The following is a 16,442-nucleotide window of genomic DNA, read 5'->3' as shown; positions in this document are numbered from 1 at the left end:
TAGGAGAAAGAGTTATGGGAATTACACATGTTGCAATGTATGTTAATAATCTTGAAGGCGCAAGAGAATTTTTCTTGAAGTATTTTGATTGTAAATCTAATGATGGATATCATAATAAAAAAACAGATTTTAGATCCTATTTTATTAGTTTTGATGATGATTCAAAACTTGAACTTATGAATAAACCAGGTATGGTTGATGATGATAAAAATATAAATCGCACTGGGTATATTCATATTGCAATATCTGTGGGTGATGAGAAAAATGTTGATAGTATAACTGAAAAATTCCGAAAAGATGGATACGAAGTTATTAGTGGACCAAGAACTACAGGTGATGGTTATTATGAAAGCTGTATTGTTGGATTTGAAGGAAATTTAATTGAAATAACTAAGTAGTATTTGTAAGGATGCAAATTATGAAATATGATTTTGATAGAATAATTGATAGGAAAAATACATATTCTGAAAAATGGAAAGTTAGAGCAAATGAACTTCCAATGTGGGCTGCAGACATGGATTTTGAAACTGCACCTGAGATTAAGGAAGCCATGATTAAAAGAGTTAATCATGGTATATTTGGTTATACTTACGTTCCTGATGAATGGTATGATGCATACATAAATTGGTGGGATAGAAGATACGAGTATATGATGGAAAAAGAATCTCTTATGTTTTGTACAAGTATTGTTCCGGCTATTACAAATATCATAAAGAAATTAACTAATGCTGGAGATGGAGTAATCATAATGACTCCGATATATAATGCATTTGCTACAAGTATAATTAGTAGTGGAAGAGTGGTTAAGGAATGCCCGCTAAAATATATTGAAGATCCTTTGTTTGCATTAGATTCACCGCATAGTGGAGCAAGCAATGGACATTATGAAGTGGATTGGGATTTATTTGAAAGTTTATGTAAGGATGAAAAAAATAATCTTTTGATTTTTTGTAATCCACAAAACCCAACGGGAACATTGTGGTGTAGAAAAGAATTAGAACGAATTGGCGAAATATGTAGTAAGTATGGCGTTGTTGTTATAAGTGATGAAATACATTGTGATTTAACTGTACCTTACGTTAATTATACACCATTTGCTCGAGTTAATGAGGTTAATAAGAATATAAGTATTATGTGTATTTCACCAACTAAAACTTTTAATCTTGCTGGTCTTTTTACGTCGGCAGTTTCGGTGGCTAATAAGAAACTAAGAGAAAAGGTTTTTGATGCATTATATTTAAGAGAAATTGGAATGCCAAATCCTATTTCCATAGAGGCTACAATCGCTGCATATAATTATGGTGAAGTCTGGCTCGATGAACTTAGAAAGTATATTTATAAAAATGTTGAGTACGTAAGGGATTATATATTGCAAAATTTTGATAATATAAAGGTTGTTCCAAGTGTTGCAACATATCTTGTATGGATTGACATAAGTGGACTTGGAGATGGAGCGTATGCATTTGCTAAGAGGCTTAGAGATAAAACTGGACTTTGGGTTATCGATGGAGAAACTTATGGAACAGGTGGCAAAAATCATATTAGGTTAAATGTGGCAGCTCCAAGAAGTGTTGTTGAAGATGCTATGAATAGACTAAAAGAGGTATTGTGATGAAAGAGATAACTATAGAGGAATTAAGTAAGCTTGATAAAAAATCTTATCAGCTTGTTGATATAAGGGATGAGGGATTGACTCTTTATGGTATGATGCCAGGAGCAATTAGAATCGAATTAGAGGATTTGGATACTAGTGAAGAATTCAAGGCAATTCCTGAAGATAAAAAAATAATATTTTATTGCCAAATTGGAAGAAAATCAAAAGACATAGATGATGGATTAGAGTGTCTTAAAGATAGAGAGTGTTATAGCTTGGCAGGTGGATTTTTAGAATTTGTAAAATCTAGTTATGCAAGTGATTTAGATAAAGAAGAACGTAGAAAGAAAGCTGAGAGAAGTATTCAGAAGAAGTTTCATAAACAGGTTTTTTCTCCGTTTGCAAAGGCATGTAAGAATTATAAGTTAATTGAAAATGGAGATCATATTGCAGTATGTATTTCTGGTGGTAAGGACTCCATGCTTATGGCTAAACTTTTTCAAGAAATAAAAAGACATAGACAGGTAGATTTTGATCTTACATTCTTAGTTATGGATCCTGGATATAACAAAGAAAATAGAGCGTTAATTAAAAGTAATGCAGATGTTCTTGGAATTCCAATTACCATTTTTGAAAGTACGATATTTGATACGGTTGATACAATTGAAAAAAGTCCATGTTATTTATGCGCAAGAATGAGAAGAGGATATTTATATAGTAAGGCTAAAGAACTTGGATGTAATAAGATTGCATTAGGACATCATTACGATGATGTTATTGAAACTATTCTTATGAGCATGATTCATGGTGCACAGATTCAGACTATGATGCCAAAACTTCATAGTACAAACTTTGAAGGTATGGAACTTATTAGACCACTTTATCTTGTAAGAGAAAGTGATATTTGTGCATGGAGAGATTATAACGAATTACACTTCTTACAATGTGCATGTCACTTTACAGATACATGTAGCACTTGTCATGAAGATGGAACAACATCTTCAAAAAGACTTGAAACAAAGAAGTTAATAGCAGAACTTAAAAAGACAAATCCATTTGTGGAATCTAACATTTTCAGAAGTGTTGAAAATGTTCAGCTTGATACAGTTATTGAATATAAGAAAGATGGAGTTAGACATAACTTCTTGGATGAGTATTAATAAAAGAATATATACTTGAAGTATTGTTGAGAAAAATGTATAATGTTAACTTGTGGCGGAAAAATAAAAGAAAAAAAGGAGATAATTATGACCAAGGTTACATTAAGATTTATAGCGATAGCAATAGCATTTGTTATGTGCGTTGAGGTTGCTTTATTAAGAATGGATAATAAGGTTTATTCGGATGAAGTGATTTCAAGTACAGAAATCAAGAATTCTTTAGATAAAGCGATTGAGTGGATTGATAATACACAAAATGCGGATGGAAGTTTTAAAAAGGGAATGGAGATATATGACGAGGAGATAGTTTCTTATTATTTATCTTCTGTAAAAGAAAGTAAACAAATAGTAAATAAAACAATAAAGTATTTAGATACAAAAGAAACAAGAAATAATGATGATTTATTTAGAATGAATCTTGCAAAATATATGAATAATATAAATACCGCCAGCATGGATTTTGAAAAATTACAAAACTATGATGGCGGATTTTCTATTTCTAAGGGGTATGAAAGTGATGTTTTAGATACAATTTTAGCACTTGAAAATATGTATTTAAGTGATGATTATGCACAGAAAGTTGTTGAAAAAACATTAAAGTATATAAAGAAAAACCAAAATACAAATGGTAGTTTTTCATATAACAATGAAGAAGAGAGTATCTTTTTAACAGCATATGTATATAGAGTATTAAAAGAAAATCTTGAATTAAATGACGGAAGTGCTTATAAAGGTATTATCGATAAAGCGTATGATTATTTATTGAAAAAAGAAAATACAAAGAATGCATGGGGACTTGATAAAGCAAGTATAAAGAATACTTTAATTTGTACAAGTGCCTTACTTGGAAATGATGATAATACAAAGAGTAGAATAAAAGAAATAAATGATAAGTTATCTAGCGATGGAAGTTTATATGAAGATGTTGAACTTACTGCAATGTATATTTCTATAGTTAGTGATTACTTACAAATGATTAATGAAAAAGACGTTGATTCATATATTAAGAATATAGTATTAGCAACAGAAGATGGAAAGATAAAAGCATATACAGATATTTTATTTAAGCCTGTTGTTATAGGACTAAAAGAAGGTATGAGTATTAGTGCTGTTTTGTATGATGAAAATGGAAATAGTGAGGTGTTAGAAAACAAGGAAAACACCTTTATTTATAATACAAAAAATCGCATTGGAAAATACCACATTTTAGTAAATCTAATTGATGAGAATGGAGAGGTTATTTCAAGTAAAATAAAGAAATTTAATATAGATGAATATTTTGAGGTTTCAGAATTAAATGTAGAAGTAACTCCAAAAGCATATAAAATTGGATCTAAAAGAAGAATTGAAATAACTCCAAAGGTATATGTTTTAGCAAATGCAGATAGAAAAACAAGTGCATATATAAGTGTAGAAGATAATGACGGAAATACTATTTATAGTAACGTAAAAGAATTGGTATGTGGAAAAGATAATCGATGTGTTTCTTATGATACAAGTGAATATGTTCCGGCGGTAGAAGAAAAAGGATTATTGAAAGTTAATGTTGCTATTAAAGAAGGTATTAAGAGTTTAATTAATAAAAGTACGTTCGTTAAAATGTTTGAGACTGAAGATGAAAATAGAATTGACTTTGATTATAAAACAAGTGTAGACTTTATTGAAGAAGATACAAAGAGCGTTAATGTTGATTTGAATTTGTCGGGTAAAGGACTTTCAGAGAATATTAAAAGAAGACCTATGGACATAATAATTATTTTAGATGATTCTGGAAGTATGAATGGTGATGATTGGAACGAGGCTCTTGATGGCGCTATTAATATTGTTTCAAAAATGCAACCACAGGATAGAGTTGAGTTTAGATTTATTACAAAAAGTTCAGTAATGCATGAGTTTTCTAGTGATAAAGAAGAAATCTTTAAATGGATTGAAGGAAAAAGAAGATTCTTTTTATGGGGTGGTACACCAATTTATAGAAATCTTAATGCTTGTGTAAAAGACTTTAAAGATGAGGAAAGAGATAAGGTTATTTATTTGTTCAGTGATGGCGTAAGAGAAGGGGATGAAAAAGTATTAGATGAAGAAGGTTTAAAAGAAAAAGAGATTACAATATATACAGTTTTACTTGAAAGTAATATTCATCCAAGGAATTTATCAAAAGCTATAGAAGATATGACATATTTTGCGGACTTAACAGGTGGTAGATTTATAGGAGTAGAAAATAGAGAAGATATTACAAAGTGCGTTGATGATTTGGTTGGAGATATCTTTAAGATGGCAGGAAGAGATGTTACAGTATCGATGACTTTGGGTAAGGATATTCCTTATGAAAATATCTCATTTGAAATTGAACCGAATGAAGTGATTGAAAATGAAGATGGAACTAAAACAGTTAAGTTCTTAAAGGATTATGTAAGTGTTGGTGAGGAATTTGGATTAAAAGTTTCATGTGGTGGATTAGACGAAATTGAAAAGAATGAAAAGATTAATTTAATTAAAGATATTAAACTTGAATATTCAAATGAAAATGATGAAAAAGTTGAACGTATTTTAGATGATATCGATTTAGAATGTGTTAAGAAAATCCGAAAATTTAATACTGAAGATAATGAAGATTCAGAAGAAAGTAATTTAGATGAAGATGTAAATAAGTTAACTGATGATGAAAAGAATCTATTATCGCATAATAAAGAAATTGATGATGACGAAGAAAATATAAAACTATCAGGAAGTGTTGGTTTTACCGATGGTAATCATTATCTTGATGATAATATTACGGCTAAGATTAAAATGAATCTTGAAGGAAATGGTACGATCCAAAATGTTGATAGTAGCATTGTTTTAGTTAATGTTAACGATGAAAACATCAAAAAGGAAACAGATAAGAATATTATTCTTGATGCAAAAGGAACAGCTTCTACTGAGGTTGATGTAAATGTTGATACATTAGGAGAAGGTGAATATATTGCAGTTCTTATTGCAAAAATTGATGGTACGTATCACACACTTGATGTTACAACAATAAATCTTGAAGAGAAGAGATATAATTTATATGTTAAAGTAAAAAATGGCGGTAAAGTTAGTTGTGAAAGCGGATTATATAAATCAGGAGAATTGGTTAAATTAAAAGCAGAAGCTAATGATGGATATGTGTTTGATAAATGGGTATCAGAGGGAGATGTTCTTGATTATAATCAGATTAATAAATCTGAAATAGAAATTGTCATGCCAAAATCAGATGTTATTATTACTGCATATTTTGTTCAGAAAGAAGATGAAGAAACAATTGAGCACAAGAAAGAGACTAATAAGAGATTAGAAGAAAGTGATACTAGTAACAAAACTGATAAAAGAAAATCTTCAAAGAATAAAAAGTCTAAAAAGAAGTATATAGTTAAAGGCAAACATAGAAACAGTGATGATAAGAAGACAAATATTAATATTGTAAATAAAAAGAATGATGGAAACAATAGCAAAGATTATAACAGAGAGAAAAGTGATAAAGAAGAATTAAATAATAGTAAGTATCAAAATGATACTAACAAATCAACACCTAAGACTGGAGATTATATGAATAAAGACTTGATAAGAATGTTGTTATTAATTCAAAGTATGTCACTTATAATGGTTTGTTTATTGTTAAAGAAGAAAGAAAAGGATTGTACAAATGATAAGTAAAATATTAAGAAATAAATATAATAGAATTATTGCTGTTAATCTTGCGGTCATTTTAGCTGTGGTTTCTTCATATGTGCCTGATGCATTTGATAAGGAAAGAGTAAAAGCACTAAAAGAAGCAAGTAAGCAAAAGATATACGAGGTTGAGGATTATGAACAACCTGAATTAAAGATAGAAACTGCAAAAAGTATTGTAACTTTAACAGAAAAATCAGAAGAGTTAGGTGGAAGTTTAAAATCAGAAAGATTAGATAAAATTTCTGAACTTGAAGACGTTTTAAATGAAACTAAAAAAACAATTAATAAAGAGTATGAAGAAGTACATAAGTATACTAATTCTAATGTGATTATTGAAAGAGCAGAGGAATATAAAGGTAATCTAAATAAAACGATAGATGAGTTAGATAAAGATGTACTTAATATAAAGAGTGGAATTAAGAAGGGTGTTTCAGATAAAGAAACTAAAAAGAACATTAAAAATCTTAATGATGAGATTAAGAAATTAACTAAAAATACAGTTAATGATACGTTTAATGATAATGATTCACATGGAATGATAGATGGATACGAAGTGGCTGATATTGTTGGCGAAGAATTACCAGAATCGGAGATTAGCGTAAAGGATAGTACAAAAAAATCTTCTAATCCATCATACCTTATTCTTAATGACGAACTTAAAAAGAAAGCAGATGAGTTAAAAACACCTGTAAAGATATATGAATATGTACATAATAATTTTGATTTTAAACCATATACAGGATTGAGATTAGGTTGTAATGGTACATATGATCAGAAGGCGGGAAATGATTATGATCAGGCAGCGCTTTTAATTGCTATGCTTAAATATAAGGGATATGATGCTAAGTTTGTTATAGGTTATGTTGATATAGACATAGAAATGGCAAAAGAGTGGTTAGGTGTAAATACTGATGAAGCAGCTGTAGATGCGATGAGTATGTTAGGAATACCTACACAGCATGGCTCTTGTGATGGTAAAGTTTCAAAAATTAGAATAGAACATGTTTGGGTAAAAGCCTGTGTTAACTATGAAAGCTATAGAGGTGTTGATAGAAATAATGGAAAAAAGATGTGGATAAATTTAGATCCATCATTTAAAGAATATGAAGAAGTTGAGAAAGATGAGGATGTAGAAAAGTTAATATCTGAAAGTATGTCTAAATATGGTAAAGCTGAAAGTGTAAATACTAATATATCAGATGATGTATCATATGAGGATTTTTCGGGTGTTCATAAATTTGTAGATGTTAATAGTGATGATTCATTAGATTTTATAGAAGATGAATTATCAAAAGGAAAGATTGACACTAAAGAAATAGGTAATTCAATAGGATTTAGATATATTAAGAAAGAGGAATTAGGATATTTACCTTCTGAGTTAAAATATTATGTGGTTAATGAAAAATACGAGGGTGCAACTTTACCTGATGATTGTGTAGATACAATTTCTTTTTCGTTAAAAGGAGCGTTATATGCAAATATTTTTGGCGATAAGTCAGATGCAGATATTAGTATTAACACTTCAGATTTATATGGTAAAGAAGTAACATTATCTTATGAACCGGAAACAAAAGAAGATAAAGCGATTATAGATAAGTATGGGGATATTTATAGTACACCTGCCTATCTTATTAGAGTATGTCCAGTCATAACTATAGATGGAGAAAAAACAATAAAAGGTAAAGCTCAAATTCCTGGAGAATTTACTAACTTGATATTAAACATAAAGGAAGCAGGAATTGATAATGTTAAAGTTGAAAATAGTTTAATAGCAGGTGGAGTTTATTCTGTTATATTTGACTATAATATTATGAGTGAGTCTATTTTAGATGAAGCAACTACAAATATGACTTCATATGCTAATGACTTTAGTGATGGTAAAGTAACTAATGATGTTATGATTTCAAAGATGCTTAATGCAATTGGAACATCATATTTTGGTTATCTTGATTATTACGATACACTTTTAGCTAATGCTAATAATGTAAAGTATGGTAGATGTATTAGTGAGTGTATTATAGGATATACACCTAAGGTTAGTACTATGTTAGGTGTACCTATGGCCATTACAGAAGGAAGTTTTTGTGTTGACGTAGATACAGATACAGTAGGTTTATCATATCTTGGAAATAAAAGTGATTTTGATAAAGATATAGATAAGAGTAAATATATAACTGATGATAAGGAATCAATTAATAATTATATGTTGATGAGTGGGCTTATTGGTTCTTATCTTGAAGGTTTTGTTTTAGAAAAATCATTTGATGTAAAAGGAATTTCAACTGTTTCTGTATTTGAAGAAGCTGGAGAAAGAGGCATCGAATTAAAAGTTATTTCGAAAGAGAACAAAGAAGAAATTGATAATTTAAAAATTGAATCAGCAACAAAGAATGAAATAAAAAGAGCTATAAATAATGATAAGGTTGTAGTTGTACCAGAAAAAGATATTTATTATTATCAGTGGTATGGAACAGGATATATAGCACTTGATGCAAATACTGGTGAAGCATCATATATGATTAGTGGTAATTTGTGTGGTGGTGAATCATGTAAGGATTTTGGTATGACATTTGTTACCATTTTAATGGCGGTAGCAACTATATTTACTTTAGCCGTTATGGCGCATTTCTTAATTGGTGCAGTAGGTATGATTTTAGGTGCTGCAACAGCTTTAACAGGTGCGTTCAGTGTATTACAGTTGGCAATATTAATTATGGGTGTTGTTGGAGCTGTATTCTCAATTATGGAAATGGGAGATGCATTCGGTAATTGGATAGATTATCTTAAGGATCCAAGTGCTGATAACATAATAGAGATTTTAAAGAAGGCACTGGAAACAGGTTTATTATTATTCTTGTTTGAATATGCTCTTCCAAGAGTAATTCGAGGCTTTGAAAATAAATTTGATACTGAAAAGTTCAAGGATTTCATTAGGAGAAAGTGGGAAGGTAGAGTTAAGTTTGATTTCGCTGACGAGACAGGTGAGTTTAGTTGGGGAAGCGGAGAAGGAGCCGGAGAAGGAGTCGGAGAAGGTGCTGGAGAAGGAATTGGAGCCGGAGAAGGTCCGGGAGTAGGAGAAGGCGGAAAGCCAGGCGAAGGTGGTAAACCAGGCGAAGGTGGAGAACCAGCTGAAGGAGCTGATGCTGGAGATGGCCCAGATGCTGGTGAAGGAGAAAAACCAGGTGATAATGCTAAGCCAGAAGAAGGTAAACCATCAGATGAAAATGTAGGAGGAGATACAAATACTGGAAAACCAGAAGAAGGTTCAGGAGAGCATGGAAACAATTCTGGAAATCACGGAGATGCAGGAGAATCAGGTAAGCCAGGTAATGGTGGTTCAGGAAATAGTGGATCAGGTAATTCAGGAAGTGGCTCAAGTACAAAAGAATTCTGGAAAGAACAAAGTGAGAAATATGGAAAAGATGTAGCAGATTTATTTGAATCATATGGTGAAGACGGAAAGAAGATGATAACAAAATATGGTGACGATATAGTAAATGCTATAAAGGATTTAGCTAAATCAGATGCAAAAGAAGCTATAGAGTTAATAAATACATATGGCGATGATGCATTAAAAATGGTAAAATCAAAACAGACTGGTGATTTAGTAAAGAAAGTCTGTGAAGGCTTGAAGGAAAATAATATATCATTTGATGAATTTGATAAATTAAAACTTAAAGATATTAATGAATTAAGACCGGATGAAGTTGATATTTTGTATAATATCAGAGAAAGAATAAAAATTGATAAAGGTAATAGACTGAAGAAAGTTTTTACGGATGCGGATGCTAGAAACTTTTATATTGATAAAACAACAAGTAATAATGAAATCTCTGGCTTCGTATCGCGAGCAGAAGATTCAAAGTATTTAAGTCATAATTATAAGGATGTAGTAGAAACATACCGATTAGATTATACAGTAAAGGGAAAAAGACCATTTCCAGATGGGGGTAATTGTCATTGGGAAATGGAATTTAATCTAGAATCTTCAAATGATATATACAAGTTTGAAAAGCCATATGGTAGTAAATTTGGAGGTACTAAAGAAGTTGAGTATCCTTGTACTGGTAATGCGTTTACTGGAGCGGAAAATGGAACTACTATTCCGGAATGGGAATGGGGTTTAGAAGAGAGAGTTAAAATAAAAGATGGAGCTACTCTTAATAAATATGTAGATGGTAAAATAGTAGAACAATACATATTTAAAAGTAATCTAGGAAGGTGGATAAAACTATGAAACATATAAGAACTGGAATATATGTTGGCTATAAAGATAAGGATTATTATTTAAGTAATTATGGTTATATTGGTGATGAAAAGGATAGAGATAAGCCAGACGGTTTTTATATTTGTCTTGATGATAAAGAGGAAGACTGTTATGAGGAATTAAGTGGTACGGAGTATGTATATTATTCTAAACCAGCAAAATCTAACGAAATAGAGTATTTATATGAAATTAATCATTACGTCATATGTAATGGTAGAAAGTATAAATCTTTTATAGATTTTCCTGAAAAAGGTGAAATATGGGTTTATGTTGTTTGTTATAGCTTAAGAAATACAGTAGAATTTGATTCGAAATATAAGGTTGCAAGAGAAGATAGAGATGGAGTATTTTTAGCTGTACCATTTGATGAAGTTACATTATACGAAACCAAAACATACTACGACAAAGACAAATTCATAAACGAAGATATTCGAGAAGTGTTAAGTGAAGAAACATACTTAATAGATGAACCATGGTGGTTGGAAGAATCGGATAATAAGTAATATTAATCCTGCAGTAGATGCTAAAAGCATTTGCTGCAGGTTTTTTATATATACTAAAGTAAATGATCTGAAGGTGCAACAGTTGCTTTGTCAGCATCGTTTAGTGTACTACAGTTAGCAATATTAATTATGGGTGTTGTTGGAGCTGTATTCTCAATCAAGGAAATGGGAGATGCATTCGGTAATTGGATAGATTATCTAAAGGATCCAAGTAAAGATAACATAATAGAGATTTTAAAGAAGGCATTAGAAACAGGTTTATTATTATTCTTGTTTGAATATGCTCTTCCAAGAGTAATTCGAGGCTTTGAAAATAAATTTGATACTGAAAAGTTCAAGGATTTCATTAGGAGAAAGTGGGAAGGTAGAGTTAAGTTTGATTTCGCTGACGAGACAGGTGAGTTTAGTTGGGGAAGCGGAGAAGGTGCTGGAGAAGGAATTGGAGCCGGAGAAGGTCCGGGAGTAGGAGAAGGCGGAAAGCCAGGCGAAGGTGGTAAACCAGGCGAAGGTGGAGAACCAGCTGAAGGAGCTGATGCTGGAGATGGCCCAGATGCTGGTGAAGGAGAAAAACCAGGTGAGGGTGATAATGCTAAGCCGGAAGATGGTAAACCATCAGATGAAAATGCAGGAGGAGATACAAATACTGGAAAACCAGAAGAAGGTTCAGGAGAGCATGGAAATAATTCTGGAAATCATGGAGATGCAGGAGAATCAGGTAATAGTGGACATGGAAATAGTGGATCAGGTAATTCAGGAAGTGGATCGAGTACAAAAGATTTCTGGAAGGAACAAAGTGAGAAATATGGTAAAGATGTAGCAGATTTATTTGAATCATATGGTGAAGACGGAAAGAAGATGATAACAAAATATGGTGATGATATAGTAAATGCTACTAAGGACTTAGCTAAATCGGATGCAAAAGAAGCTATAGAGTTAATAAATACATATGGCGATGATGCATTCAAAATGGTAAAATCAAAACAGACTGGAGATTTAGTAAAGAAAGTCTGTGAAGGTTTAAAGGAAAATAATATATCATTTGATGAATTCCAGAGGGTAAAAACTTTAAAGGATGTTGAATTGATTGAATTAGAAAAAACAAATAGGGCTGAATATGATAGAATTTCTAATTTGATGAGGGATATAAGAGAAAAGATAACAATTAATAAAGGAACTAGAATGAAAAAAGTTCTTCCGGATGAGGATGCTTTAGAATACTACATAAACGGTTCAAAGGCTACAAGAAATCAAGTCAGAGGTTTTGTATCACGTGCTGAGGATTCTAGATATTTAAGTCATAATTACAAAGATGTAGTAGAAACAAATAGACTAGATTATATTGTAAATGGAAGAAGACCATTCCCGGATGGAGGTAATACACATTGGGAGATGGAATTTAATGTGGCAAATGAAGGTGATATGTCAAATATTGAAATACCTTATGGTACACACTTTAAGGGAACAGAAACTTCACCTGAACCATTTAAAGGAAATGGATTTACAGGAGGGGAAAATGGAACAACTATTCCAGAGTGGAAGATAGATGGTGGGATTCAAATAGAAGAAGGTTCTGTACTTAGAAAGTATAAAAATGGAAAGGCTGTAGAAGTGTACAGATATGAAAATGGAGAGTGGGTGAGAAAATGATAGATACTAGTAATGGAGTATATGTATATTATAGTAATAAGAAATTAAGATATGCTAGAATAAATGATGTGCTTTGTGAAGTGCCAGTTGATAATTACATATATATTAGTAATGATGAAGATATAGATGATAAGTGTACAAAATGGGGGAATAATATAATTAGGCCAATAACATCTGAAGAAATAGAATATTTATATGAAATAGATCATTATGTCTTATGTAATGGCAGAAAGTATAAATGGTATCATGTGAAAAAAGAAGAAAATATAATTCAGGTGGATGCAGACGAATATGAGGATGTAGATACAAAATATAAGTATGTAATACATGATAGGGATGCACATTTTTTAGAGGTACCAATTGATGAAGTTACATTATACGAAACTAAAACATATTACGACAAAGATAAATTCATAAACGAAGATATTCGAGAAGTATTAAGTGAAGAAACATACTTAATAGATGAACCATGGTGGTTGGAAGAATCGGATAAGAATTAAAACAAAAGCCTGCAGCAGATGAATAAATCATTTGCTGCAGGCTTTTGTTTGTAAAAATTTTTATTATGTGTTATTATATTTTTTGTTAGCATATGCTAACTAGAAACAACCTTATATTAAAATTGAGAGATATGTTATGTATCGAAAGGAGAAAGAAATGGATATAACTTTAGGTGATGTACAAACTACTGCGCTTATTCCACTTGTTATAAAAGCAAATGAAACAATGAGTAAAAAGCCACGTATAAAGGATGAAAAAGCAGTTGAAATAATTAAGACTTTAGGAATCGATACTAAGCCGTATGATAAGTTTATGTCGCATGAAGGAGTTGTTGCTCGTACAATTATGCTTGATAAACAGTTAAAGAATTTGATTAAAAAGAATCCAAATGCATGTATTGTAAATATTGGTGCAGGATTTGATAATAGATTTTCTAGAGTTGATAATGGAAAAATAGTATGGTTTGATTTGGATTTGCCTGATGCTATTGCAACTAGAAAGAAGGCATTTAATAATCGTGATAGAGTAATAGAAATTTCAGGAAGTGCTCTTGAAGATGAATGGTGTGATGTTGTGAAAGAATCAATCCGAGATGAAAATAGAAAGATGATTTTCATAGCAGAAGGATTGTTTATGTATTTTACTATAGATCAGATAAAGAGTTTTATGCAAATATTGAAAAATAACTTTTCAAATGGAATTTTGATTGCTGAACAAAATTCAAAAATTTTAGTTAAGAATGAAAAGTATCATGATACAGTTAAAAAGACAAATGCTCAATTCCTATCGGGTACAGATAGTGGACAGGAAATTGCTGATTTAGTTGATGGAGTAAGATTAGTTGAAGAACATAGCTTTAATGAAGAAATGAAAAAATATAGTATTAGAGCTAAGATATTTGCTAAATTCTTCCCAACATTTAACAATAGATGGGCAACATTTGAATGGTAAGAATAAGTTGTTTTGGTGCAAATAATATATAAGTAAAACAGTACCTTAAGCGTAGACGTTTATATGTTTACATTTAAGGTACTTTTTTATTACATTTGTCACTCTGATTTATTACAGTTTGCACTATAAAGTTTTGAGAATTTGTAGTATAGTTTATATTATGGGAAACGAATTTGGAGGACTTATAAGTGCGAATTAGATATTTTTGTTCATTTGTAGTTTGTTTGTTGATTGAAGTGATAATAGGGAAATATGCAACTGGGATAGTGCGTGGATATTTGGGTGATATCTTGGTTATACCAACACTATATTTTATGCTTAGATTTATTTTCTTCGCAAAAAATAATATCTTTTCTGTGTATGTATTGCCAATACTTTGTTATTACATGGGATGGATGGCTGAAATTCTTCAGGCGGTTAATATAACAGGTAAATTAGGAATTGATAAAAGATCTTTTATAGGTATCGTTTTAGGTGGATTTTTTGATATTAATGATATAGTTGCATATCTGCTCGGATTATTTGTTATAGGCATATATTTAGCAGTAGAAACGAAGTGGGTTAATGATAGACAGTGGTGGTATCCAATAGGCGTATTTATTCATTTGACATGGGGATTCTTGCAAACATGTGCAGGCTTTTATATTTATCTTAGATTTTTAAAGTGTAAGCATAGATATTATAGAGGTGTGATTCAAACAGTTTGGCCAGCAAATTCAGGATTATCCATGGGCTTATTCATATTTACACCTAATGAAGAGGACAAAAAAGGTCGACTTGATTACTGCAATAAGGTAACAGTTCACGAGTACGGTCATACCTTTCAAGCATTGCTCCTAGGACCACTTTATCCCATCATAATTGGTATTCCATCAATAGCTTGGGGAAGTATCCCAAAATTTCAACAAATACGTAATAAATATAAATTACGATACACATGGTTATTCTGTGAAAAATGGGCATCTTTTTGGGGTGAAAAAGTGACGGGAGAAGATGCAATCTGGGATTAGAAAATAATTAATATTTTTGCATTATTTTTATATATTCATAAGGGGTTTTATGGTATAGTAGGAAGAGGTAAGAGTTTGTATTTTGATGAAGCGTTTTAGAATAAAACGAAAGAAGAAAAGGAGTTTGTTATGGCTATTACAAACGAAGAATTAAAGAAGATTTATTGTGGTGTTTATTCATTTGAGGAAGTGGAAGATGGATATTTAAGAGCATATCAGTATTCTAAGCCACAGATGGAGTATTTTGAAGGCACTTTTGAAATGTGGTTTGAAAGATGTGATGCATCAACGGGTAAAACAATAGAGTTTATTTCTGATGCAACACAGGTTTCATTTGATTATAAGTTTGTTTGGAAATGTTCAGAAGATTCTTTTGAAGTATTGGTTGATGGACTTATAACAGAGATTGTTTATGTGAAGGATTTAAAGGAAGAAGGAAACATTAGTTTTTCATTACCAGAAGGTAAAAAGAAAGTTGCTATTTATCTTCCTGTAGATGCTACAGTTTTAATCAAAAACTTTGATATTAATTCTGAATACGAAACAGTATCAAAGAATGAGAAAGTTTTGTGGTTAGGTGATTCGATTACACAGGGATATGGACCGCTTAGATCATCTCAGACATATGTTAATGTAGCAAATAGAATTTTAAATTATGATATTTTAAATCAAGGTATAGGTGGATATATCTATGATAAAAAATCATTAATGAAGATGGATGGATATAATCCAGATAAGATTATAGTTGCATTAGGAACTAATCAGTATGGTGAGGAGAATGCACTTAAGGATGTTGAGGAATATTATGAAACATTATTAGGCATATATGGAGAAGAAATTCCAATTATATGTATTACTCCGCTTTGGAGAGGTGATTCTGAAGATGGCTTACCAACACTTATTAAGTTTTGCGATGGTATTAAGAACATAGTAAGTAAGTACAAAAACATTACAGTTGTTGATGGATTTAAGTTAGTTCCACATCTTAGTGAGTATTTCCTTGATAATCTTCATCCTAATTGCCTTGGAACTGAAGTGTACGGAAGGAACTTAGTTGAGGAAATTAGAAGAATAAATTTTTAGTTTGAGCTTTGTATTTAGATGATGTGTTTA

General features: G+C 31.0%; 11 protein-coding genes. All 11 read left to right on the top strand.

What is annotated here, in order from left to right:
* Positions 1–14 precede the first annotated feature (14 nt).
* The 11 genes from B5D16_RS01760 (at position 15) to B5D16_RS01710 (ending at position 16,412) form a co-directional block, all read left to right on the top strand.
* Positions 15–398, top strand: coding sequence for a VOC family protein (locus tag B5D16_RS01760; protein WP_078765247.1), 384 nt, complete (start codon positions 15–17; stop codon positions 396–398).
* A gap of 20 nt (positions 399–418) precedes the next feature.
* The gene (locus B5D16_RS01755) at positions 419–1,612 is read left to right on the top strand and encodes a MalY/PatB family protein (RefSeq protein ID WP_078765246.1); all 1,194 of its coding nucleotides are present in this window, start codon (positions 419–421) and stop codon (positions 1,610–1,612) included.
* The gene (locus B5D16_RS01750; protein WP_078765245.1) at positions 1,612–2,754 is read left to right on the top strand and encodes a PP-loop family protein; all 1,143 of its coding nucleotides are present in this window, start codon (positions 1,612–1,614) and stop codon (positions 2,752–2,754) included. Before B5D16_RS01755 ends, B5D16_RS01750 begins: the two co-directional genes overlap by 1 nt.
* Positions 2,755–2,841: 87 nt before the next feature.
* Positions 2,842–6,432 (top strand): InlB B-repeat-containing protein, encoded by a 3,591-nt coding sequence (locus B5D16_RS01745; RefSeq protein ID WP_159444253.1) that lies wholly within the window; start codon positions 2,842–2,844, stop codon positions 6,430–6,432.
* Positions 6,422–10,687 carry a transglutaminase domain-containing protein gene (locus B5D16_RS01740; protein ID WP_078765243.1) on the top strand — a complete coding sequence of 1,422 codons (4,266 nt, stop codon included), beginning with the start codon at positions 6,422–6,424 and terminating at the stop codon, positions 10,685–10,687. The genes B5D16_RS01745 and B5D16_RS01740 overlap by 11 nt, the downstream gene beginning before the upstream one ends.
* A complete protein-coding gene (locus tag B5D16_RS01735) occupies positions 10,684–11,220 on the top strand; it encodes a hypothetical protein (RefSeq protein ID WP_078765242.1) in 537 nt (178 codons plus the stop codon). Before B5D16_RS01740 ends, B5D16_RS01735 begins: the two co-directional genes overlap by 4 nt.
* A 129-nt stretch (positions 11,221–11,349) precedes the next feature.
* Complete coding sequence (locus B5D16_RS01730) at positions 11,350–12,867, top strand: hypothetical protein (RefSeq protein ID WP_159444252.1); 1,518 nt, start codon at positions 11,350–11,352, stop codon at positions 12,865–12,867.
* Positions 12,864–13,367, top strand: coding sequence for a hypothetical protein (locus B5D16_RS01725; RefSeq protein ID WP_078765240.1), 504 nt, complete (start codon positions 12,864–12,866; stop codon positions 13,365–13,367). Before B5D16_RS01730 ends, B5D16_RS01725 begins: the two co-directional genes overlap by 4 nt.
* A 157-nt stretch (positions 13,368–13,524) precedes the next feature.
* Entirely contained in the window at positions 13,525–14,319 is a 795-nt protein-coding gene (locus B5D16_RS01720) for a class I SAM-dependent methyltransferase (protein WP_078765239.1), read from the top strand.
* A 188-nt stretch (positions 14,320–14,507) separates the two neighbouring features.
* Positions 14,508–15,329, top strand: a complete 822-nt coding sequence (locus tag B5D16_RS01715; RefSeq protein ID WP_078765238.1) for a ribosomal maturation YjgA family protein — start codon at positions 14,508–14,510, stop codon at positions 15,327–15,329.
* A 129-nt stretch (positions 15,330–15,458) separates the two neighbouring features.
* The gene (locus tag B5D16_RS01710) at positions 15,459–16,412 is read left to right on the top strand and encodes an SGNH/GDSL hydrolase family protein (protein WP_078765237.1); all 954 of its coding nucleotides are present in this window, start codon (positions 15,459–15,461) and stop codon (positions 16,410–16,412) included.
* The last annotated feature ends 30 nt before the right edge of the window (positions 16,413–16,442 follow it).

Source organism: Eubacterium uniforme (genome assembly GCF_900167115.1).
GTDB lineage: Bacteria > Bacillota > Clostridia > Lachnospirales > Lachnospiraceae > Eubacterium_S > Eubacterium_S uniforme.
The sequence above is the reverse complement of the archived record's forward strand: the minus strand, read 5'-3'. Positions and strand labels throughout refer to the sequence as shown.

Excerpts from the sequence above, each read along its gene's own strand:
- B5D16_RS01760 (WP_078765247.1), top strand. The coding sequence starts at position 15 with ATGGGAATTACACATGTTGCAATGTATGTTAATAATCTTGAAGGCGCA.
- B5D16_RS01755 (WP_078765246.1), top strand. The coding sequence starts at position 419 with ATGAAATATGATTTTGATAGAATAATTGATAGGAAAAATACATATTCT.
- B5D16_RS01750 (WP_078765245.1), top strand. The coding sequence starts at position 1,612 with ATGAAAGAGATAACTATAGAGGAATTAAGTAAGCTTGATAAAAAATCT.
- B5D16_RS01745 (WP_159444253.1), top strand. The coding sequence starts at position 2,842 with ATGACCAAGGTTACATTAAGATTTATAGCGATAGCAATAGCATTTGTT.
- B5D16_RS01740 (WP_078765243.1), top strand. The coding sequence starts at position 6,422 with ATGATAAGTAAAATATTAAGAAATAAATATAATAGAATTATTGCTGTT.
- B5D16_RS01735 (WP_078765242.1), top strand. The coding sequence starts at position 10,684 with ATGAAACATATAAGAACTGGAATATATGTTGGCTATAAAGATAAGGAT.
- B5D16_RS01730 (WP_159444252.1), top strand. The coding sequence starts at position 11,350 with ATGGGTGTTGTTGGAGCTGTATTCTCAATCAAGGAAATGGGAGATGCA.
- B5D16_RS01725 (WP_078765240.1), top strand. The coding sequence starts at position 12,864 with ATGATAGATACTAGTAATGGAGTATATGTATATTATAGTAATAAGAAA.
- B5D16_RS01720 (WP_078765239.1), top strand. The coding sequence starts at position 13,525 with ATGGATATAACTTTAGGTGATGTACAAACTACTGCGCTTATTCCACTT.
- B5D16_RS01710 (WP_078765237.1), top strand. The coding sequence starts at position 15,459 with ATGGCTATTACAAACGAAGAATTAAAGAAGATTTATTGTGGTGTTTAT.